This is a genomic window from Enterobacter asburiae, assembly GCF_007035645.1.
In the GTDB taxonomy this organism is placed as follows: Bacteria; Pseudomonadota; Gammaproteobacteria; order Enterobacterales; family Enterobacteriaceae; genus Enterobacter; species Enterobacter asburiae_B.
This window is the reverse complement of the sequence record NZ_AP019632.1, coordinates 3,590,010-3,610,813: the sequence shown is the minus strand read 5'-3', so window position 1 is coordinate 3,610,813 and position 20,804 is coordinate 3,590,010. Positions and strand designations below refer to the sequence as shown.

Genomic DNA, 20,804 nt, shown 5'->3' with positions numbered 1-20,804 from the left:
AAACTGAAAAAAGCTGAAATTCTTTTCACTTTTTTCAGTTCCCTGCTCGCTGTATATCCCCAGTTGTGGCGCGGTCTGGCGCTATCATTTGTAAAAAATCCCAACTGAAAAATTTTTGCGATCTGAAAACCGCAGGCGGGTGCGGTGTAGTGCGATTTTTGTGTGCGGCGAGAGAGCCTATCGAGCTGGGTTTGGTTAAGGGGGCGTATTTTGTTTTGATAGGTATGTAATTGTTCTGTGGGCTTAGAGCGTGCTTTAAACGCGGGTTACGAGTTTGATTATGTCACTTCGCTTCTTTTTATCTTCTTCAGGCCTTCTGGAAAAAACTTCAAATCCGGCTAAGTTTGAAGTAATCTCAGGCTGTAATATTGAATAATAAAGTTACTAATTTACCATTGAAACTATTAGCTTTATGGTTTCCTCACAGTAGAAAGGATTTAAGATGAAAGTCAGACGAATTGGAATTTCTTTAACTAATAAAAATAAAACAATTCGCTTTTCGGATTTCATTAATTACTTGATCTCATTTAATGGAGAAAGAATGGGGTTTGAGGGAGGGGAGCGATTTTTCCTTTTCCATGAAGATGATGTGTTTTTTTCAGGTGTAGTATTATCCTTTAAGGATCAGCGAAGAGATTGTAGAGCAAGATTTCAGGATGGACAATTTACTATCCACACGGCTGATATTCTTGATGATGAAAAGTTGATTGATTTTAATTTTTTTGTTGTTAAGAAAAACTCTTTGAAAGGCCTTTACGAGTACTATCATAACTCTTGCAGTATACATATCTTGTTTGCTTTGCTTCGTAATAAATTCAATGCATTGAAAGCGGATAAAATTTCTAATTACATTGTTGATAATCTAGCATTGGGGCGTGAAAAAGCTGAGGCTAAGGGTAAAAGGGAATATGCAGGAAGACTTTCTACATCTATTTTAATAGATAATAGAGATATACCTACTGTGCTGGCTGAATATGCTAAGGTTAAGAAAATAGAAATGTTGTTCGATGCTCAGCAATTCGCTGTTGGGCATGCAGTTGCACTACAAAGAAGTTCGCGCGAGGTTAAAGTATCTTTTAATATAACGGATTCTGAGCAATCTAATATTGATAGACTAACCCAAGGTGTCGTTGAGCTTGCTGGAAATGTGGGTTTCAAAAAAGGAAGCGTTAGCACTGTAGATAGTGATGATATAGAGCGAACTATTTCTATATTAAATTGTCCTAAAAGATTAGGAGAGTGTGAGTTCGAAGATTTAGCTCATAGGATTGATGGCTTGACAGTGGAAAATTTCCATGAGAATGAGATACTTGTTGAGCTCAAAAGGGAAATAAATGAGGGGGAGTATCGTGCGCTCTTTAATTAGATATATAGCTCAGTTCCCTATGGCTAGTATTTTTAAACAAATGCTGGGTATTTTTATTTTATCAATAATTCTAGTCTGTGGCATTGTATTTCTCCATTATAAGTATGGATTCAGTATTACCCTAGAGAAAGATACTACTTTCTTTAATTATTATGAGTCAAAAATCAGAGGGTATCTTTTTTCAGGCTTCATTTCTGTTGGGTCTTTTTTGTTGTCATTGCACACTTTTGTTATAGTAAATCTTAAAGATAAACTTTTTGATTCAGAAGCATATAAAAAGAATTATATAGATTTCAAAAGTCAGCAGATTAGAAATTTTACTGATGATATGATTAAGGCATCTGAATACTATGCTCCTTTGAATGTTCTATCAGTCTTCCTTAACGTTTCGATATGGTTATCGATTATTACAGCTGTTATACAGTTTACACTTGGCTTTTATGATAATTCATATACAGCTCTATTTTGTATGTACCTTGCTCTTTTGACTGTCCTCTTCCTCCTGAACTGCCTGATACTTATACGCTGTAACATTAAGGTTTGGCTGACACTTGAGCAGAAAAATAAACCTAAATGAGCTATGCCCCTACCATTTAGGCATGGACTAAGTAGGGGCACATTTGGGGGCAGGTGAACAAATCAGGCATAGAAAGGCGTTTAATTTCAATTGATTATGCTTTTTTTTGTTCCTATTATCGCACCTTCTTTTAAAATTGCCTTCGGCGTATCAGCTATTTAGCCCCTCTGACAGCTCCGGCAAACCATCACACATCTCCTGCAGCTCATTAAACATCCTTGCCACATGGAAACCATCGCACACCGAGTGATGTACCTGTACCGCCATGGGCAACAACACTTTCCCATCCTGCTCGTAGTATTTTCCAAACGTGAACATAGGGGAAAAGAAGTTCTTCATGTGCGCAATGTTCATCGTAAAGTTCGTAAACGTTACCCAGGGAATAGACGATACGAAAAAGACATTTTCCCGGGACTCTTCCTTCGGCCAGTAAGAAAGGTTATTGCCATAGCGGGCAACGTCTTCCGCATACGTATTCTGGAAGTGCTGAATATTGCCGTCGAAGTGGCTCCACAATGATGAAAAGGTCTCTGTTTCAGGGTGGAAAATGGTATAGCTGGGATGAATTTCATTCCATATGACAAGCTCATTATCCTTCATGGCCATACGGAATTCCGGATGCCGGTTCATGATTTTAGAGAGGAGGAAAATAATCGTCGGGTAAAACTTCCAGCCGACCTCTTTGATATGTTTTCGCAGTGCGGTGATGTCGATCAGAACCGTTTGGTTAATTGTACACTCAGCAAATGACTGGAATACTTCAAAATGCTCCTTCCTGGCCCAACGAGATAAATCAACAGGCGTATATTCCGGGGCTGTTTTTTTCATTGTTTAACCTTTGATTATCAATCGATTAAAGGGTTTTGGGCCAGAAAAAGCCGCGCAACCATTTCAACCGTATCTAATCTTCCTGTCAATCTCAGCCTGTGGTTTTCCGAACAGATATCCCTGCACGAGATCGCAGCCTAGCGCCTGAAGACGTTCGAGCTGCGCTTCGGTTTCAACACCTTCTGCAATGACCCTCATATTGAGGCTCTTCGCCATGCCGGTTATCAATTTAACGATATTAAGGGCATCATCCTGCGTGGATATCGGGTTCACAAAGGATTTGTCGATTTTAATTTTATCAAAATTCAGTTCACTCAGACGTGAGAGCGACGAATAACCTGTCCCGAAATCATCGATTGAAATTCTTACACCCAGCGTTCTCAGCTTTTTGAGAATAGTGATCGGCGTGTTGCTGTCGCTGAAGAGCGATGACTCCGTAACCTCTAATTCAAGACGGTTCGCCGGAAGTCCTGTCTCCTTCAGGATGGACTGTACCATTGCCGTAAAGGATTTCGTGCCCAGCTGAACGGGTGAGACGTTCACAGAGATCCTTGCCGGAACCGCCCAGGAAACCGCTTCCCGGCAGGCAAGCTCCAGCACGGTTTTGCCGATCTGGTTGATCATCCCCGTTTTCTCAGCGACGGAAATAAAGTAATCGGGTGACAGCATCCCCTTCACCGGGTGTATCCAGCGAATAAGCGCTTCATAGCCGTAAATTTCATTGCTGAATGAATCGACAATAGGCTGGTAATAAACAACGAATTCATGGTTATCGATCGCCAGTGCCATATCATGTTCAAGGGTTCTGCTTTCCTGTAACTTTTGCAGCATCCACTGACGGAAAACTTTTATCTGCTGTGAACCCTCTTTTTTGGCTTCGTAGAGTGCCAGATCGGCAAATTTATAAAGGTAGTCAGAGCGCCGTTCATTATCAGATAAAACGATCCCCACACAGGTGGCGATTTTTATCAGCTGGTTATTAATTGTATAGGGCTGGCTGATATGTTCGCTGATTTCTTTGGCGCGCGAAACGGCGGCTGCTTCAGTGAGGCCACTGGAAAGCAGGGCAAACTCGTCTCCGCCCAAACGGTAAAACGTATCAGTGGCGCTGCTCATTGAGGTGAGGCGTCTGGATACCTGATTCAACAGCAAATCTCCGGCATCATGGCCATAGGTATCGTTGACCTCTTTGAAGCGGTCTAAATCAAATAACATCACCGTGACGGGGATGTGGTTTTTATCTGCCTGAAGATTAATTTTGTTGAGATCGTCCCAGAAGAAAAGGCGGTTTTTCATGCCGGTGAGGGAGTCATGATAAACATCATATTCCAGCTTCGAGTTCTGAATTTGCAGCGTTTCTTTTGATATCTGAAGCTCGTCAGCAAGGCTTTTAACCTGCATGTGCGCTTTGAGAATGTTTTTATTCTGGTAGATCATTAAGAAACCCAGAATAAAGCTTAATATCACCAGTAATAATGAAAGCACCGAATAAATATAATAAAGAATCTGTATTTTATGGTTGGATTCATTAACCGTGTTAATATCTTTCGTCAATGCCGTTGCTGAAAGCTGGCTCAGTGGCGCATCAAGGTCATGCATATTTGTCAGGTATGCCTGTAGCTCTGGGTGGCTCATTTTTTCAAGATGGCTATCCAGATAGGCCAGTATTTTCTCTAAGCGCAAAGCGAGCTCCTGATGCGCTTTATCACTGTCAATATAGCGACCTAAATCACCCCCTTTCATTAAATCGCTCTGGCTTAGCATAATTTCAAGACGCATGCGGACCTGGTCTATCGTAACGTCATCGGTATCGGTTGCGTATAGACCAAGCCATGATTCAAAACGGTAATACTCTGATACCAGTTGTGCCACGGACCAGGACTCAGTGTATTGAGTCAGTTTTTGCAATTCCTGCTGGCGATCGTAAACAAGGAATGCAATATATCCTGTCGTGATAAAAAGAGAAAAAATGATACCAACCAGTATCCTGTTCATTATGTTCTCCTGAACGACTACTCAATCTTCATTTTGCTAACCTGCCATGCTGATCGTGAGTAATAAATCTGATTATTCAACTCAGGAAGACTGTCATAGGGGTATACAATGAACGATGGGCCTTTATCGCGGATGCGCATATATTCGCCATTGACCTTTAAGGCAAGTATGGCGTTGTATTTTTTAAAGTCACTGAGAGGGATCACGGTAGAGTAATCATTGAGCGCAATAACATTAACGTTAGTTCCCTTCGCACCCACATACTCCATGAGTTTGTTCATTGGAACACCCTCAAACTTCGTACGACCATTATACCAGGGAGATGTCGTCTCGAAACTCACTACTCCGAGTTTTTCAAGGCTGGCGAGATCAAACACTGCTTTTCCATTTTCATTGGTATTTTCTATATTACCGTAAATCGTTAAAATGGGTTTACCAACTGGTTTTGGCAGGTCGCCAGCCCAGGTTACACTTTGTACGAGACAGCATAACAGCAGTAGGGTTAATCGCATTTTGACCTCCACCTTTTGAACATAAGTATAAGAATTATAATTTAGATATCACACGAGTTTATATATTTTGTTGAGGAGTAAGGGGTTTTATCGTTTTTGTTGATATAAACCCATTTTAATCAATGGGTTAGGTGTTGCGGGTGACAGGGTGTTTGATACTAGAGCGACGCTTAACTTTTTGATAAAAGCTAAAATTGCGGGCATAAATGCTCTTCTGTTTAAAAAATAACCGCTTTAATTGATGGATATTAACTTCCGCGACAATTTTAGGATGTCCTTGGCTTTTTGGGGCGCGAATCTGGAGACTAAATACGCACCCCGGTTGTGTCCGTTGTTTCAGGATGACGACGATAAGCGAGAACACGACCATTCTGATGGTGCGTGTCCCATATCGCTTGCCTTACTTCATGTCATCCTGGATGGCTGACGCCGACTTCCCGCCTTTCGCCATGCTGGAAAACACTGCGTCCCGGTAGATCCACGCATGAACGAGTGCGGCAGAGATATGGACCAGCACCACAGCAAAAAGCAACTTTGCCAGAAGGCTATGGGCGTCGTGACACCAGGCATACAGTGCTGGGCTGTTCGGGGCAATCGCCGGCAGGTTGACGCCACTAAACATCACAATCGGCAGCCCGGCTGCCGACAGTTGCGCCCAGCCCAGCAGCGGCATTGCCAGCATTAACCCATACAGCATCCAGTGTGATGCCTTTGCTGCAAGCACCTGCCAGACGGGCAAATCAGCAGGAAGTGGGGGCGTCCGGCTAAGGAGCCGGTTGACCAGACGCACCAGTGCCAGCAGTAAAATGGCGACACCCAGCGGCCGGTGCAGGTCGATTAACCAAATCCGGTGATGTAACGACGTCATCATTGCGGCACCGATGAAAAGCATGGCCAGGATCATCACCGCCATCAGCCAATGCAGGCTTCGCGCCAGGATATTGAAATGCTGCGGCGCGTGCTCTCGCATATCTTTATTCGAGCTCATTTTACCTCCTGCTTTTGCACAGCTTCGGTGGCCTTGCCGTAGCCGATTTCCCGCTCACGGCGACTGAAAGAGTGGGAATAGGCAGCGGAACGGGCGTTTAAGATGGGATCATCAGACACTGCAACGCCTGCAGGAACAATCGAAGGGTCAAAGTTAACGTCGCGGCACGCGCCCTCGGATTGTGCTTCGACACGCGTCACTTCCAGCGTGCCGGCAACCATCTGTTTGCGATCGTCCGGCCATGGCTGGGAAGGATCATCCACCGGATCGCCCCGCTGTGCGAGCTGCAAAACGTAATCCCAATAGAGTGGCTTCTGCGCCAGGCGCTGACGCAGGTTTTCGAACAGGAAGTTGTCATCGGCTTTCTGTCGTTGTTCATCGCTCATAGAAAGGAAAGGCTCGTGCGGACGCATCATCCAGCGAACGGCCTGGCGATCTCCCTGCGAGTTCACAAGATAAAAGGCGTTAATGCTGTAAAACGTCGCGCCCGCGAAGCTGCCGGGCGCGGGTTTTTGTGCCGCCCATTTAAGGTATTTCTCCGCCTCCGGGTACGCTTTCAAAAAGTCTGCGAGACGCTGTGGATCCGGTTTGCCAGTGGCTGCATCGACAGCCGTGGCTTTTCGCAAGGCCAGAAAACCTTCCGGACTGTGCGTGGCGAAGAAAGGCTCGTTGTTCATCGCCATTCGCCATTGCTGCTTGTCATCTGTCTTCAGCAGCAGCGCCATGCTCAGGGTTTTGGTCGTACTATCCGGGGCATGGGGATCGCCAGTACCAATAGAGAATCGGCCCACCACGGGCACTTCCTGCTGTGAGAAGAGGCGGGAGGTTGAAAGAGAATTTGCCGAGCCGTTTGGCGTAAAGGTGCCAGCAAAGCAGATGCCTTTTCCATGCGCGCGGCGAAAACCCGGCGGGAAGGGTTTCGGTGTTTCACCCACCAGTGCCTGGCTGACCGTGCGTGAACCAAGCCAGCCCGCCGTCCATGCAAAAGCAAATGCCAGCGTACCGGCGACAACGGCGATCGATGCCAGCGCGCCCCAGGTTTTTTTGGATCTCAAATCCAGTTTCGACATAGACGTTTTTCCATAACAAAATATCTTCACATGTCATGCACAACGTATTGCGCGTGACATGTGTTAATACAGTGGCGAATATGGTTTGAGTATAAAAATTAAGGGGCGTAAAGAAAGAATATCACGAAAAGTTTAAACCTTTTCGCCGTCACAAAGGAGGGCTACTTATCACAACGGTAATTGTGGCAGGACAGGTTCTTACTGAGAAATAGCGACGAAATATGTAATTTAAAGTTTTCTATTTCTCAAGCGAGAACGTGTAAGGTTTGTTGTTCCTGACGAATTAGATTCATTGATGTAAATCAGATTATCTCTTTCATTCGCCGCTTATCGTGTGCACACCCTTCCTTAAAACGAATCAAAAAATGAAAAAAAGACCATTCTTGATGGTGCTTTGCGCTGTGTGCTGCTTTTTTGTTGCGGACATCGCTATGGCAAAAAACAGTTCAGTTTCCAGTGAACAGGTTAAAGAGAACGTTATTGCAGAGTCGATCGCATCTTATCCCGGAGTATGCGCCTGTCCTTTTAACCGGGCCAGAAACGGAAGCGCCTGCGGCAGACGCAGCGCATGGAGTAAAGCGGGAGGCTATGCTCCCATTTGTTATAAAAATGAAGTTACGGATGAGATGGTAAAGCAGTGGCGTGAAAAAAATAGCTAACCCGCCTCCAGCATCCCAAAGCTCACAATCCGCGCGCGGCCCAGCTCTTTCGCCCGGTACAAGGCCACATCCGCGGCGCGCAGCAGGTTGTCAGTCTGGGCATGTTGCGGGTAGCTGGCAATGCCAATCGACACATCCACCGGCCCAATCTCGGTCAGCCCGTAGCGAAGCGACAGCTCATGCACGCTATTGTAAATCTTCTGCGCGCAGGCGTGCGCCTCTGGTTCATCGGCACCGGGAAGCAGGACCAGAAACTCCTCGCCCCCGTAGCGGAATGCGAGTCCGTTGTCATGTGCGGCCCGCTGAACAATTGACGCCACGCTTTTAATCACCTGATCGCCCGCTTCATGGCCGAAGCGGTCATTGATGCTCTTGAAGTGATCGATGTCGATCATCATGCAGCTTAACGGCTCGCCGGTACGCAACGCCTGTGCCGTTTGGGTTTGCAGGGTATCTTCCAGATGATGACGATTACGCAGGCCGGTGAGCGGGTCGAACAAGGCTTTTTCCAGCAACGCGTCGCGCAGACGCTGGTTGGCCAGCGCCAGCCCGAGCGCTTCGGCCATCAGCTCCAGATAGGCGCGGGAAGGGGCGTTGTCCGCCGTAATATTCTGGAAGGAGAGCAGGCCAATGGCCTCGCCCTGGGCGATAAGCGGCACGCACAGCGAGCTTTCAGCTTGCGATGCCGGAAGATGGTAGCAGGCGATATCCGGCTCACCGTTTACCGGCGGGTGGCTCTGCCCGCGGCGCACGGCCCAGCACTCGTCCGGGTGGAAGCTCGTCTCTTCCCCAACCGGTGAAAGCCAGTGTGCGACGCAGCGCATCTGCCATGGCTCCCGGTCAAGGACGTAAAGTCGCCCCGCGATCCCCGGCGCGATATTAGGCGCAAACAGCTCCGCCACGTTAATCACATCGTTAAAGTTCTCACACCCCTGCAGCCGCTGGGTCATGCGCGCCAGCAGCTCGCGGATGGCCCAGTCGGCATCGCGTTCTCTTTCCAGACGCTGTCGCGCCAGGCCGTTTTCGCGGAAGATGCGGATGGCCTGAGCCATGTCGCCAATCTCATCAATCTGGTTGAAATTGGGCGTTTCAACTGCGTAATCCTGGGATGCCAGGCGGTGCACCACGTCGCTCAGGCGCACCACGGGGCGCAGCACGCGGCGCTTTAATATAAAGCCGAGAACAAACAGGAACAGCAGGGCGGTCAGGCCGACCATCAGCTCAGAGGCCGTACGCAGCGCTTTCGATTTTTTTGTCGCGTCCTGAACGGAGGCGATGACGCGTTTGTCGAGTATCTGGCGGAAGTGATCGAGCTGGCTCTGCGCGCGCTCCAGCTCCTGCTCATAGGGCGCACCGTAGAGTAGCGCAACGGCCTGCGCGTCTTCTCCTCGCTCAAGGCTGGAAAGGGCGGTTTGCTGTTCGTCCTGCAGCTCATCGACGATCTTTATTCCTTCATGCAGCAGGGCCAGTTCTTCATCCGATGCGCCGTTATCCTGCAACTTTTCCAGCCGAAGCTCGATGCTCTTCAGGCTGTTTTCCGCCTGGTCATATTCCTTGAGAACCTGAGGATCTTTTTTAATGACGTACAGCCGTGCTAAATCAGACTGGGCCCAGATATCGGTTTCGATATCTTCCGTTAGCTGATCAAATTTCTGCCGTTGTTCAACGGCCTGACGCTCGAGGGTATCAGCGCTGGACGCCATCAGCATGATGATGCCGGAGGCGATGGTCAGGCAGACCGTGGCACCATAGGCCCAGTTTGTTATCGTTGCGATTCGCACCTGATGATCCTTTTACGACATGAGTAGGATGGCGTTCTTTCAAATTATAGAAAACGTTTGATTTAAGGCGAAAAAAAAGGCGGCACAGCGCCGCCTGGTGTGGTCTATATCGTCACATCCTCACAATTCTGGAGGATTTTTTCCTTCTTCGATGAAGTCGGGGTCCAGCTCTTCGGCGTTACCTTCGTGATCGCGCCCTGAGAAGAGGTTCCAGCAGGCGATAAACAGCGCGGCAATGAGCGGCCCAATCACAAAGCCGTTGATGCCGTACAGCTCCATGCCGCCGAGGGTGGAGATCAGAATCAGATAGTCCGGCATTTTGGTGTCTTTCCCGACCAGCAGCGGGCGCAGGATATTGTCCACCAGCCCGACGATAATCACGAAGAAGCCGACAATAAACAGCCCTTGCCAAAGCTGATGGGTGGCGAACAGGAAGATGGCGGCGGGAACCCAGACAATCGCCGAGCCGATGGCGGGCACCAGCGAGAGGAAGGCCATCAGCGCGCCCCAGAGCACGCTGCCGTCAATACCGGCAATAGCAAACGCAATCCCGCCGAGGATGCCCTGAACCACCGCTACCGCCGCCGTTCCTTTTACCGTGGCACGCGACACGCCGACGAATTTGGCGAACAGGTGTTGCTTGGCGAAATCAGACAGCGGCAGGGAGTCGAGGATCTGGCGCACCAGATACGGGCCGTCTTTCAGCAGGAAGAACAGCAGATAAAGCATGATGCCGAAGCTAATCGCAAAGCCAAACGTGCCCTTGCCAATCAGGAACGCGCTGCCGGCGAGATATTGCCCGCCCTGCAGGGCGACATCAGAGAGTTTTTTCTGGATCTGCGCCGCGTTGGTGAGGTTGTGATCCGCCAGGAAGCCGCTGGCCCAGTCAGGCAGATGGTTGAAGATGCTCGCCACCACTTCCGGAAACTGGGTGTTGTTCTCCTGAAGCTTCGTGTAAACCACGTTCAGCTCAATGGCGAGCGAGGAGAGGATAACCATCAACGGTATAAAGACGATCAGGCAGATAATGCCAATGGTCAACAGCGAGGCAAGCCCGTTGCGATCCCCCAGCGCGGCGCGCAGCCTGTTTTTTACCGGGTTAAAGATGACGGTCAGAATGGCGGCCCACAGTATCGCGGAGAAGTAGGGCGACAGTATGTCGAAGAAGGCCCAGGTGACGAGGGCGAGAATAAAAATGAAGAAACCTTTGGTCAGTCCGTTAAAGCGCATCAGTCAGTCCTGTTACTAAGAAACTGTGTCGACTATAGAACTGATTGTGAGAATTACCAACCCTGTACCGGGTAGCGGCTGCGCCTTACCCGTCCTGCGGGCAGTGTTGCGGTATGAATCCGCTCTTCGCGGATACCACTTTCGACTGACCGAAGTTCGCCGCTTCCCGCACCATGCTGTAAGTATCTGCTTGCGGAGGTGCTTATGGCCTGGCGTCCGATTCTCTATGTGATCCTCACAACCCACCCCAGACTCAGCGCGCGGCGCGCCCGTTTGCGTCTGGTCATCTAGCTTTTTATTAACAATCGCGGTATAACACACCTTCTTTGGATGTTTAGATGTCCATACGTATAGAAGGTAATATGCAAACACAACAAGAAAATGGGCAGCTTAAGCGCACCATGAAAACACGCCACCTGATTATGCTCTCGCTGGGTGGCGTGATTGGGACAGGGTTATTCTTCAATACCGGATACATCATTTCAACGACCGGGGCGGCGGGCACGTTGCTGGCGTACCTGATAGGCGCGCTGGTGGTCTGGCTGGTGATGCAGTGTCTGGGCGAGCTTTCCGTGGCGATGCCGGAAACCGGCGCGTTCCACGTCTATGCCGCCCGCTATCTTGGCCCGGCGACGGGCTACACCGTGGCGTGGCTCTACTGGCTCACCTGGACGGTGGCGCTTGGCTCGAGCTTCACCGCCGCGGGCTTTTGCATGCAGTACTGGTTCCCGCAGGTGCCCGTCTGGGCGTGGTGCGTGGTCTTCTGCGTGGTGATTTTTGGCCTGAACGTCATCTCGACGCGCTTCTTTGCGGAAGGCGAATTCTGGTTCTCCCTGGTGAAAGTCATCACCATCATCGCCTTTATTATCCTTGGCGGGGCGGCGGTCTTTGGCTTTATCCCGATGCAGGACGGTTCCCCCGCGCCGGGCTTAAGCAACATCACTGCCGAAGGCTGGTTCCCGCACGGCGGCCTGCCGATCCTGATGACCATGGTGGCGGTGAACTTTGCCTTCTCCGGGACGGAGCTCATCGGTATCGCGGCGGGCGAAACGGAAAATCCGCACAAGGTGATTCCGGTTGCGATCCGCACCACCATTGCGCGCCTGATTATCTTCTTTATCGGCACCGTGTTTGTGCTGGCGGCGCTGATCCCGATGCAGCAGGCGGGCGTGGAAAAGAGCCCGTTCGTGCTGGTGTTTGAAAAGGTCGGTATTCCTTACGCGGCTGACATCGTTAACTTCGTGATCCTGACGGCGATCCTCTCGGCGGCGAACTCGGGCCTGTACGCTTCCGGGCGCATGCTGTGGTCGCTGTCGAATGAGAAAACGCTGCCGCGCTGCTTTGCCCGCGTGAACAAAAACGGCGTGCCGCTGACGGCGCTCTCGGTCTCTATGCTCGGCGGCGTGCTGGCGCTGTTCTCCAGCGTCGTGGCCCCGGACACGGTGTTTGTCGCGCTCTCGGCGATTTCTGGCTTTGCGGTGGTGGCGGTGTGGATCAGCATCTGCGCGTCGCACTTCGTTTTCCGTCGCCGTCATCTGCAGCCCGGCCAGCCGCTCTCTGCGCTGCAGTATCGCGCGCCGTGGTATCCGCTGGTGCCGGTGCTCGGTTTTATCCTCTGCGTGGTGGCCTGTGTCGGCCTGTGGTTTGACCCGAGCCAGCGCATTGCCCTTTATTGCGGGCTTCCGTTTGTCGCCCTGTGTTATGGTGCGTACTACCTGACCCGAAATATGACATCGCAGGAGCCTGAACATGTCGCAGAATAACCCGCTTACCGCCATCCTTGAAAAACAGCCGTTTGTGGTGCTGGATGGCGCGATGGCGACGGAGCTGGAAGCGCGCGGCTGTAACCTGGCAGACAGCCTCTGGTCAGCCAAAGTGCTGGTGGAAAACCCGGAACTCATTCGCGAAGTGCATCTCGATTACTACCGCGCGGGGGCACAGGTGGCGATCACCGCCAGCTATCAGGCCACGCCTGCGGGCTTTGCGGCGCGCGGTCTGGACGAGGCGCAGTCCCGCGCGCTGATCGGTAAAAGCGTGGAGCTGGCGCGTAAGGCGCGCGAAGCGTATCTGGCCGAAAACCCGCACGCGGGCACGCTGCTGGTGGCGGGATCCGTTGGGCCGTATGGCGCGTATCTGGCGGATGGCTCAGAATATCGCGGCGACTACGTGCGCAGCGCCGGGGAGTTTACTGCCTTCCACCGCCCGCGCGTGGAAGCGCTGCTGGATGCGGGCGCTGACCTGCTGGCCTGCGAAACGCTGCCTTCGTTTGTGGAGATCAAGGCGCTGGCGGCGCTTCTGGCCGGGTACCCCCGCGCCCGGGCGTGGTTCTCCTTTACCCTGCGCGACAGCGAACACCTGAGCGACGGCACGCCGCTGCGCGAGGTGGTCAGCGCGCTGGCAAACTCTCCGCAGATTGTCGCGCTGGGCATTAACTGCATCGCCCTGGAAAACACTACGGCAGCGCTGAAGCATCTGCAAAGCCTGACGACGCTGCCGCTGGTGGTCTATCCGAACTCGGGCGAGCATTATGATGCGGTAACCAAAACCTGGCACCACCACGGTGAAGCGTGCGAGACGCTGGTAGGGTATCTGCCGCAGTGGTTGGAAGCCGGCGCGAAGCTGATTGGCGGATGCTGTCGCACCACGCCGAAAGACATTGCTGAGCTGAACGCGCAGCGCTGAGTGCTTTGCCGGGTGGCGGCTACGCCTTACCCGGCCTACATCTAAGGTTTGTGCGCCTGATGCCCTCACCCTGATCCTCTCCCACGGGGCTGAGGGATCCCCACATAATAATACCTCCACGGACGGCTCCCTCTCCCTCAAGGGAGAGGGCTGGGGTGAGGGGGAACATACGGCTGTGGTGGTCATTCCGTTCACTTCATGTTCCTTGCTGCTTTGTAACGACATGGCCTGTGAACGTGCCAGGGCGGCTCAATCGCCGCCGCCCTGGCGACCCGGGCTCCCGGCGGTAAATCGCCGCTTCGCGGTGCCCTCAGCTTATTCCTTCAGGCTATCGGGTCGGGCATGAGCCTGCATCCCTGCAGGCCACGCCCTCTCGGCGCATCCGTGCGCCTCGCCCCGGCCTTACGGAAACGCTTCGGCGATTTACAGCCGGACCGAAACATCGCTTTAAGCCATTTATTTTCCAGATACCACATGCATCGCTTCAGGTGAAAAAATTACTGGGCAACCCTCCGCCCACGGGGAGAGGGAAAAAAACGAACCGCACAAAACCAACTATCCTTTCCCGTTTTTTATCTAAAAACGAATCGTTATGAGCGATTCATTTTTATTCCTTTATCAAAATTCCCGCGCCGGAAATACTGCCCTCATAACAACAAGGGGAGCAGACATTATGGCAATTTCATCGCGAATCACACTTCTCGGCGCACTGGCGCTGTGGGCATTTCAGGCGCAGGCGGTGGACGTCACCGTCGCGTATCAAACTTCTGCGGAACCGGCGAAAGTCGCGCAGGCGGACAACACCTTTGCCAAAGAGAGCGGCGCGAAAGTCGACTGGCGTAAGTTCGACAGCGGGGCGTCCGTTGTGCGTGCGCTAGCCTCCGGCGACGTGCAGATCGGCAATATCGGCTCCAGCCCGCTGGCGGTTGCGGCCAGCCAGCAGGTGCCGATCGAGGTTTTCCTGCTCGCCTCACAGCTCGGTAACTCTGAAGCGCTGGTGGTGAAGAAAAACATCACCAAACCCGAAGATCTGATCGGCAAACGCATCGCCGTGCCGTTTATCTCCACCACCCACTACAGCCTGCTGGCGGCGCTCAAACACTGGGGCATCAAGCCGGGTCAGGTACAAATTATCAACCTGCAGCCGCCGGCAATTATCGCCGCCTGGCAGCGCGGCGATATTGACGGGGCCTATGTGTGGGCACCGGCAGTGAACGAGCTGGAAAAAGACGGCACCGTGCTGACCGACTCTGAAAAAGTGGGCCAGTGGGGCGCTCCAACTCTCGACGTGTGGGTCGTGCGCAAAGACTTTGCCGAGAAACATCCCGAAGTGGTGAAAGCCTTCGCCAAAAGCGCGATTGACGCCCAGCAGCCGTACATCTCTAACCCGGATGAATGGCTGAAGCAGCCCGCCAACCTGGAAAAACTCTCCCGCCTGAGCGGCGTGCCGGAAGCGGACGTGCCGGGGCTGGTGAAAGGCAATATCTATCTGACCCCCGCGCAGCAGGTGCAGCAGCTGACCGGGCCGGTGAACAAAGCGATTGTGGATACCGCCACCTTCCTGAAAGAGCAGGGCAAAGTGCCTGCGGTAGCGGCGGATTACAGCCAGTACGTGACAGATCGTTTTGTGAAATAAGGAGTCCGCCATGCTGAATATTACGAACCTGTACGCCGATTACGGTGGTAAGCCCGCGCTGGAGGACATCAACCTAACGCTGGACAGCGGTGAACTGCTGGTGGTGCTGGGCCCGTCCGGGTGCGGAAAAACCACGCTGCTGAATCTGATCGCCGGGTTTGTCCCTTATCAGCATGGCACCATTCAACTGGAAGGCAAAAAGGTGGAAGGCCCGGGCGCCGAGCGCGGCGTGGTCTTCCAGAACGAAGGGTTGCTTCCCTGGCGCAACGTGCAGGAAAACGTGGCGTTTGGGCTACAGCTTGCGGGCATCAACCGCGAACAGCGGCTGGAAACGGCGCGGGCGATGCTGAAAAAAGTGGGGCTGGAAGGGGCGGAAAAACGCTTTATCTGGCAGCTTTCCGGCGGCCAGCGTCAGCGCGTCGGTATTGCCCGCGCGCTGGCCGCGAATCCGCAGCTGTTGCTGCTGGACGAGCCGTTCGGGGCGCTGGATGCCTTCACCCGCGAGCAGATGCAAACCCTGCTGCTGCGCCTGTGGCACGAGACGGGCAAGCAGGTGCTGTTGATTACCCACGATATCGAAGAGGCGGTGTTTATGGCGACGGAGCTGGTGCTGCTCTCGCCGGGGCCGGGCCGCGTGCTGGAGCGCTTGCCGCTGGATTTCGCCCGCCGCTACGTCGCGGGAGAGCCCGTGCGCAGCATCAAATCCGATCCGCTGTTTATCGAACAGCGTGAATACGTTTTAAGCCGCGTGTTTGAACAACGGGAGGCTTTCTCATGAGCATCGTCTTCAGTGAAAAAACGCGCCGCACGCGTCTGGCGCTGCGCTGGCCTTTCTCGCGCCAAATCACACTGAGCGTCGGTACGCTGCTGGTGCTTCTGGCGGTGTGGTGGGCGGTTGCTGCCCAGCAGTGGGTCAGCCCGCTGTTTCTGCCGCCGCCGGGCCAGGTGCTGGCCAAACTCATTACCATCGCCGGGCCGCAGGGCTTTATGGATGCCACGCTCTGGCAGCACCTTGGAGCCAGTCTGGCGCGTATTCTGGTGGCGCTGCTGGCAGCGGTAATTATCGGGATACCGGTCGGGATCGCGATGGGCTTAAGCCCGACGGTGCGCGGTATTCTCGATCCGCTGATTGAGCTTTACCGTCCGGTGCCGCCGCTGGCCTATCTGCCGCTGATGGTGATCTGGTTTGGCATCGGTGAAACGTCAAAAATCCTGCTGATTTATCTGGCCATTTTCGCTCCGGTTGCCATGTCGGCGCTGGCGGGCGTGAAGAGCGCCCAGCAGGTGCGGATCCGCGCGGCGCAGTCGCTGGGTGCCAGCCGCACGCAGGTGCTGCTGTTCGTGATTTTACCGGGCGCGCTGCCGGAGATTTTAACCGGGCTGCGCATCGGCCTTGGCGTGGGCTGGTCCACGCTGGTGGCGGCAGAGCTGATTGCGGCCACGCGCGGCCTTGGGTTTATGGTGCAGTCGGCGGGAGAGTTCCTGGCGACTGACGTGGTGCTGGCAGGGATCGCGGTGATCGCCGCGATCGCCTTCGGATTAGAACTGGGGCTGCGCGCGTTACAGCGCCGCCTGACGCCCTGGCATGGAGAAATACAATGAGTGAACGTCTGACCATTACCCCGCTGGGGCCGTATATTGGCGCGCAGGTGTCGGGCCTGGATGTGACCCGTCCGCTGAGCGACAACCAGTTCGAGCAGCTGTACCACGCGGTGCTGCGTCATCAGGTTGTTTTCCTGCGCGAACAGGCGATCACCCCGCAGCAGCAGCGCGCGCTGGCCCTGCGCTTTGGCGATCTGCATATCCACCCCGTCTATCCGCATGCGGAAGGCGTGGAGGAGATTATCGTTCTGGACACCCACAACGATAACCCGCCGGACAACGACAACTGGCATACCGACGTGACCTTTATCGAGACGCCGCCCGCCGGGGCCATTCTGGCGGCGAAGCTGCTGCCGGAAACCGGCGGCGATACGCTGTGGACCAGCGGCATTGCGGCGTATGAGGCGCTCTCCGCGCCGTTCCGGACGCTGCTGAGCGGGCTGCGGGCGGAGCACGACTTCAAAAAATCGTTCCAGGAGTACAAGTACCGTAAAACGGAAGAGGAGCATCAGCGCTGGCAGGAGGCGGTTGCGAAACATCCTCCATTGCTGCACCCGGTCGTGCGGACCCATCCGGTCACCGGCAAGCAGGCGCTGTTCGTGAACGAAGGGTTCACGACGCGCATTGTGGATGTGACGGAGAAAGAGAGCGAGGCGCTGTTGAGCTTCCTGTTCGCGCATATCACCAGGCCGGAGTTTCAGGTGCGCTGGCGCTGGCAGGAGAATGACCTGGCGATCTGGGATAACCGCGTGACGCAGCACTATGCCAATGCGGACTATCTTCCGCAGCGCCGGATTATGCAGCGGGCGACGATCCTGGGGGATAAGCCGTTCTACCGTGCGCCTTGATCCCCTCACCCTAACCCTCTCCCCAAAGGGGCGAGGGGACTGCCCGGTGCGGTTTTCACCCTCTCCCTGTTAGGGAGAAGGCTGGGGTGAGGGTATTAAATGCGCCTCTATATACCGCTGATACCGGTTCGCCTTCAGGTAACACAAATCCACCAGCACCAGTCCGTCGACGCAGTCGTTAAACGCCGGGTCGCTGCCAAAATCAATAAACTGCACGCCGCCGGGTTCGCAAAGCTCGGAATACTGCTTGTAGAGCGGCGGAATGCCGCAGCCCAGATTACCGAGCAGGGATTTCAGCTTTGTCAGGTCGTCCACGTAATCCATGCCGCCAAACTGCGCGAGCACGTCCGGCAGTGATGCGGGATACGGCTGACGTGACGCGGCGAGCGGATGCGTTGCCGGGAACCACAGGCGGTAAAAGGCCACCAGCAGATCCCGCGCGGCAGGCGGTAAGCCGCCGGAAATGGAGACCGGGCCAAACAGGTAGCGGTAGTTCGGATAACGCGCCAGGTAGGCCCCAATGCCGGACCATAAATAGTCCAGGCCACGGCGTCCCCAGTAGCGCGGCTGAATAAAGCTGCGCCCCAGCTCAATGCCGTGCTCCAGTACGTCCTGCATTTTGTCGTCGTAGTGGAACAGGCTATAGCTATACAACCCTTCCAGACCGCGACGTTCAACCTGTCTGGCGGTCGGCATAAAGCGATACGCGCCGACGATCTCCAGATCCTCATCATCCCACAGGATCAGATGCATATAATCATCATCGTAGCAGTCGGTGTCACGGCGTTTGCCGCTCCCCTCCTCGACCGCGCGAAAGGCAATCTCGCGCAGGCGGCCCAGCTCGCGCAGCAGCGGGGCGTCTTCCTGACCGTTGCGCTGCCAAAGATAGATGGTTTTACCGTCGCTGGTATTGCCCAGACATTCGGCCTGCGCCAGCGCGCGTTTCAGGGTGGCCCGGTCTTCCGGACGGGCAATGGCGCACTGGGTTTTAAAGACGCCAGGCAATCCCTTGCCAAGACGCATCACGTGCTGACGGCACTGTTCGGCCATCTCACGCGACGAAAGGGTGGCGCTGTGCCAGTGATGCCAGGCAATCTGCTGGCCGATTTTAATCGGCAGCTGGCTGTGGCGGCGGCGGAACATCTGCTGCATCAGCAACAGCATCGACAGCGTCGGGGAGACCAGCGTGCTGGCATAGAAGAGCAGGCTGTTATGCGCCTGAATATGCACCGGCAGCAGCGGGGCGCGCAGCTTGCTGGCGAGTTTGATAAAGCCAGAGTGCCATTTTTTATCGCGAATGCCCTTGCGCGTGGGGCGGGAAACTTCTCCGGCCGGGAAGAAGATCAGCACGCCTGCGTTTTGCAGATGCTGTTCCATCTGCACCAGGGACGATTTCGCCGTCCTGCCGCCCATATTGTCCACCGGAATAAACAGCGAGCTGAGGGGCTCAAGGTGGGTCAGCATCCGGTTGGTCACGACTTTAACGTCGCGTCGCACGCGGGAGACGGCGTACATCAGCGCCAGGCCATCCAGCGTACCCGTCGGATGGTTGGCAATAATGACCAGCGGGCCATGTTCGGGGATTTGTTCAAGATCGCGGGCGGAAACGGTGCAGAGAATATCAAGGTGTTCCAGAACTTGCTCCACCATATCCAGTCCTTTCAGGTGGCGGTGTGCTGCGGCAAATTGCTGAAATTCGTCTTCGTAAAACAGTCTTTTTAACAGACTTTTTTGCCAGGGCGCAGGCCTCGCCTGAGGCCAAAGATCGTCGAGAACGCTATCGAGGCTAAACATGGTTACTCCTCCTGCCGTCTTGCGAAGACAGTAGAAGGAGCAGATGTCGGTTGTATTGCAGTTTGGTGAAGATTAGAGCAGGCCGGGTAAGGTGAAGCCGCTACCCGGCGCTAGAGCGGATTAACGCAGAATTTTTTTCTCAGCCAGATCCAGCGCGAAGTAGCTGAAGATCAGATCCGCGCCTGCGCGTTTGATGGCGCCGAGGCTTTCGAGGACCACTTTCTCTTCGTCAATCGCACCGGCCAGCGCGGCGAATTTGATCATCGCGTACTCGCCGCTGACCTGGTAAGCGCCCAATGGCAGCTCGGTGCGCTCGCGGATGTCGCGCAGGATATCGAGATACGCGCCCGCTGGTTTCACCATCAGGCAGTCTGCGCCCTGGGCTTCGTCGAGCAGGGATTCGCGAATCGCTTCCCGACGGTTCAGCGGGTTCATCTGATAGGTTTTACGATCGCCCTTCAGCGCCGTACCGGCCGCTTCGCGGAACGGGCCGTAGAAGGAGGAGGCAAATTTGGTGGAGTAAGACATGATGGCGGTGTCGGTAAAGCCCGCCGCGTCCAGCGCCTGACGGATCGCCTGAACCTGTCCGTCCATTGCGGCAGAGGGCGCGATGAAGTCCGCACCCGCAGCAGCAGCCACGACCGCCTGTTTGCCGAGGTTCAGCAGGGTGGCATCGTTATCGACACCGTGATCGCACAGCACGCCGCAGTGGCCGTGAGAGGTATATTCGCAGAAGCAGGTGTCTGACATAACCACCATTTCCGGCACGGTCTCTTTGCAGATGCGCGACATGCGGGCAACGAGGCCATCTTCTTTCCACGCGTCGCTGCCGGTGGCATCGGTATGGTGAGAGATGCCGAAGGTCATCACCGAGCGGATCCCCGCGTTGGCGATGCGTTCAATCTCACGCGCCAGATATTTCTCCGGAATGCGCATTACGCCCGGCATGGCTTCGATGGCTTTGTAGTCATCGATCTCTTCTTCGACAAAAATCGGCAACACCAGATCGTTTAAGGTCAGGGTTGTCTCTTCAAACATAGCGCGCAGTGCAGGTGACTTGCGCAGGCGGCGGGGACGTGCAATTAAATCGGTCATGGTATGCCTGATGTTTGTGGAACAAAGAAGGCTAGTGTACCTCAAAGTGAAGACAGGTGTTTTGGTAAAAGTGGGCATTTTATTTTTGTAAAATGTGATGGGTCTGGCTTTCTGGCATCAATATATAATGCAGGGCAGTAT

At 53.8% G+C, this 20,804-nt stretch carries 18 protein-coding genes; 9 read left to right on the top strand and 9 right to left on the bottom strand.

The window, feature by feature from the left end; all coding sequences use genetic code 11:
• The first annotated feature begins 442 nt into the window (after window positions 1–442).
• Both FOY96_RS17285 and FOY96_RS17280 read left to right on the top strand, forming a co-directional pair.
• Complete coding sequence (locus tag FOY96_RS17285; RefSeq protein WP_143347495.1) at window positions 443–1,366, top strand: hypothetical protein; 924 nt, start codon at window positions 443–445, stop codon at window positions 1,364–1,366.
• On the top strand, window positions 1,350–1,943 hold the full coding sequence (locus FOY96_RS17280) for a hypothetical protein (RefSeq protein ID WP_269473756.1): 594 nt from the start codon (window positions 1,350–1,352) through the stop codon (window positions 1,941–1,943). The genes FOY96_RS17285 and FOY96_RS17280 overlap by 17 nt, the downstream gene beginning before the upstream one ends.
• Before the next feature lie 150 nt (window positions 1,944–2,093).
• Here FOY96_RS17280 and catA read toward each other — a convergent pair whose 3' ends face one another.
• From catA to FOY96_RS17255, 5 genes are all read right to left on the bottom strand, one after another.
• Complete coding sequence (gene catA / locus FOY96_RS17275) at window positions 2,094–2,771, bottom strand: type A chloramphenicol O-acetyltransferase (protein WP_143347493.1); 678 nt, start codon at window positions 2,769–2,771, stop codon at window positions 2,094–2,096.
• A 63-nt stretch (window positions 2,772–2,834) separates the two neighbouring features.
• The gene (locus FOY96_RS17270; RefSeq protein WP_143347492.1) at window positions 2,835–4,766 is read right to left on the bottom strand and encodes a putative bifunctional diguanylate cyclase/phosphodiesterase; all 1,932 of its coding nucleotides are present in this window, start codon (window positions 4,764–4,766) and stop codon (window positions 2,835–2,837) included.
• Between the two features lie 17 nt (window positions 4,767–4,783).
• Window positions 4,784–5,278: a putative pterin-binding protein gene (locus FOY96_RS17265; protein WP_039263874.1), complete on the bottom strand. Its 495-nt coding sequence runs from the start codon at window positions 5,276–5,278 to the stop codon at window positions 4,784–4,786.
• A gap of 400 nt (window positions 5,279–5,678) precedes the next feature.
• On the bottom strand, window positions 5,679–6,266 hold the full coding sequence (locus FOY96_RS17260) for a cytochrome b (RefSeq protein WP_045143162.1): 588 nt from the start codon (window positions 6,264–6,266) through the stop codon (window positions 5,679–5,681).
• A complete protein-coding gene (locus tag FOY96_RS17255) occupies window positions 6,263–7,336 on the bottom strand; it encodes a catalase family peroxidase (RefSeq protein ID WP_047061213.1) in 1,074 nt (357 codons plus the stop codon). The genes FOY96_RS17260 and FOY96_RS17255 overlap by 4 nt, the downstream gene beginning before the upstream one ends.
• 365 nt (window positions 7,337–7,701) lie before the next feature.
• On the opposite strand from FOY96_RS17255, the gene FOY96_RS17250 reads away from it, so the two are divergent.
• Complete coding sequence (locus FOY96_RS17250) at window positions 7,702–7,995, top strand: hypothetical protein (RefSeq protein ID WP_143347491.1); 294 nt, start codon at window positions 7,702–7,704, stop codon at window positions 7,993–7,995.
• Here FOY96_RS17250 and FOY96_RS17245 read toward each other — a convergent pair.
• Both FOY96_RS17245 and FOY96_RS17240 read right to left on the bottom strand, forming a co-directional pair.
• Window positions 7,992–9,776, bottom strand: coding sequence for a diguanylate cyclase (locus tag FOY96_RS17245; RefSeq protein WP_058842175.1), 1,785 nt, complete (start codon window positions 9,774–9,776; stop codon window positions 7,992–7,994). The two genes, FOY96_RS17250 and FOY96_RS17245, sit on opposite strands and share 4 nt — an antisense overlap.
• A gap of 120 nt (window positions 9,777–9,896) precedes the next feature.
• Window positions 9,897–11,006 (bottom strand): AI-2E family transporter, encoded by a 1,110-nt coding sequence (locus FOY96_RS17240; protein WP_033144729.1) that lies wholly within the window; start codon window positions 11,004–11,006, stop codon window positions 9,897–9,899.
• Between the two features lie 362 nt (window positions 11,007–11,368).
• On the opposite strand from FOY96_RS17240, the gene mmuP reads away from it, so the two are divergent.
• The 6 genes from mmuP (at window position 11,369) to tauD (ending at window position 17,774) form a co-directional block, all read left to right on the top strand.
• Window positions 11,369–12,769 carry an S-methylmethionine permease gene (mmuP, locus tag FOY96_RS17235; protein WP_143347490.1) on the top strand — a complete coding sequence of 467 codons (1,401 nt, stop codon included), beginning with the start codon at window positions 11,369–11,371 and terminating at the stop codon, window positions 12,767–12,769.
• Complete coding sequence (mmuM, locus tag FOY96_RS17230) at window positions 12,756–13,688, top strand: homocysteine S-methyltransferase (protein ID WP_094935823.1); 933 nt, start codon at window positions 12,756–12,758, stop codon at window positions 13,686–13,688. The genes mmuP and mmuM overlap by 14 nt, the downstream gene beginning before the upstream one ends.
• 673 nt (window positions 13,689–14,361) lie before the next feature.
• Entirely contained in the window at window positions 14,362–15,324 is a 963-nt protein-coding gene (gene tauA / locus FOY96_RS17225) for a taurine ABC transporter substrate-binding protein (RefSeq protein WP_143347489.1), read from the top strand.
• 10 nt (window positions 15,325–15,334) lie between these two features.
• Entirely contained in the window at window positions 15,335–16,102 is a 768-nt protein-coding gene (gene tauB, locus FOY96_RS17220; protein WP_023334655.1) for a taurine ABC transporter ATP-binding subunit, read from the top strand.
• Window positions 16,099–16,926: a taurine ABC transporter permease TauC gene (tauC, locus tag FOY96_RS17215; protein WP_010427972.1), complete on the top strand. Its 828-nt coding sequence runs from the start codon at window positions 16,099–16,101 to the stop codon at window positions 16,924–16,926. Before tauB ends, tauC begins: the two co-directional genes overlap by 4 nt.
• Entirely contained in the window at window positions 16,923–17,774 is an 852-nt protein-coding gene (tauD, locus tag FOY96_RS17210) for a taurine dioxygenase (protein WP_033144732.1), read from the top strand. The genes tauC and tauD overlap by 4 nt, the downstream gene beginning before the upstream one ends.
• A gap of 69 nt (window positions 17,775–17,843) precedes the next feature.
• Here tauD and olsF read toward each other — a convergent pair whose 3' ends face one another.
• Both olsF and hemB read right to left on the bottom strand, forming a co-directional pair.
• Window positions 17,844–19,568 carry a bifunctional ornithine lipid synthase OlsF gene (gene olsF, locus FOY96_RS17205; RefSeq protein WP_143347488.1) on the bottom strand — a complete coding sequence of 575 codons (1,725 nt, stop codon included), beginning with the start codon at window positions 19,566–19,568 and terminating at the stop codon, window positions 17,844–17,846.
• A gap of 120 nt (window positions 19,569–19,688) precedes the next feature.
• Window positions 19,689–20,663, bottom strand: coding sequence for a porphobilinogen synthase (gene hemB, locus FOY96_RS17200; RefSeq protein ID WP_028017695.1), 975 nt, complete (start codon window positions 20,661–20,663; stop codon window positions 19,689–19,691).
• Between the last annotated feature and the right edge of the window lie 141 nt (window positions 20,664–20,804).

Bases quoted from the DNA above. Each gene is read 5' to 3' on its own strand.
- FOY96_RS17285 (WP_143347495.1), top strand. From the start codon at position 443: ATGAAAGTCAGACGAATTGGAATTTCTTTAACTAATAAAAATAAAACA.
- catA (WP_143347493.1), bottom strand. From the start codon at position 2,771: ATGAAAAAAACAGCCCCGGAATATACGCCTGTTGATTTATCTCGTTGG.
- FOY96_RS17270 (WP_143347492.1), bottom strand. From the start codon at position 4,766: ATGAACAGGATACTGGTTGGTATCATTTTTTCTCTTTTTATCACGACA.
- FOY96_RS17265 (WP_039263874.1), bottom strand. From the start codon at position 5,278: ATGCGATTAACCCTACTGCTGTTATGCTGTCTCGTACAAAGTGTAACC.
- FOY96_RS17260 (WP_045143162.1), bottom strand. From the start codon at position 6,266: ATGAGCTCGAATAAAGATATGCGAGAGCACGCGCCGCAGCATTTCAAT.
- FOY96_RS17255 (WP_047061213.1), bottom strand. From the start codon at position 7,336: ATGTCGAAACTGGATTTGAGATCCAAAAAAACCTGGGGCGCGCTGGCA.
- FOY96_RS17250 (WP_143347491.1), top strand. From the start codon at position 7,702: ATGAAAAAAAGACCATTCTTGATGGTGCTTTGCGCTGTGTGCTGCTTT.
- FOY96_RS17240 (WP_033144729.1), bottom strand. From the start codon at position 11,006: ATGCGCTTTAACGGACTGACCAAAGGTTTCTTCATTTTTATTCTCGCC.
- mmuP (WP_143347490.1), top strand. From the start codon at position 11,369: ATGCAAACACAACAAGAAAATGGGCAGCTTAAGCGCACCATGAAAACA.
- mmuM (WP_094935823.1), top strand. From the start codon at position 12,756: ATGTCGCAGAATAACCCGCTTACCGCCATCCTTGAAAAACAGCCGTTT.
- tauA (WP_143347489.1), top strand. From the start codon at position 14,362: ATGGCAATTTCATCGCGAATCACACTTCTCGGCGCACTGGCGCTGTGG.
- tauB (WP_023334655.1), top strand. From the start codon at position 15,335: ATGCTGAATATTACGAACCTGTACGCCGATTACGGTGGTAAGCCCGCG.
- tauC (WP_010427972.1), top strand. From the start codon at position 16,099: ATGAGCATCGTCTTCAGTGAAAAAACGCGCCGCACGCGTCTGGCGCTG.
- tauD (WP_033144732.1), top strand. From the start codon at position 16,923: ATGAGTGAACGTCTGACCATTACCCCGCTGGGGCCGTATATTGGCGCG.
- olsF (WP_143347488.1), bottom strand. From the start codon at position 19,568: ATGTTTAGCCTCGATAGCGTTCTCGACGATCTTTGGCCTCAGGCGAGG.
- hemB (WP_028017695.1), bottom strand. From the start codon at position 20,663: ATGACCGATTTAATTGCACGTCCCCGCCGCCTGCGCAAGTCACCTGCA.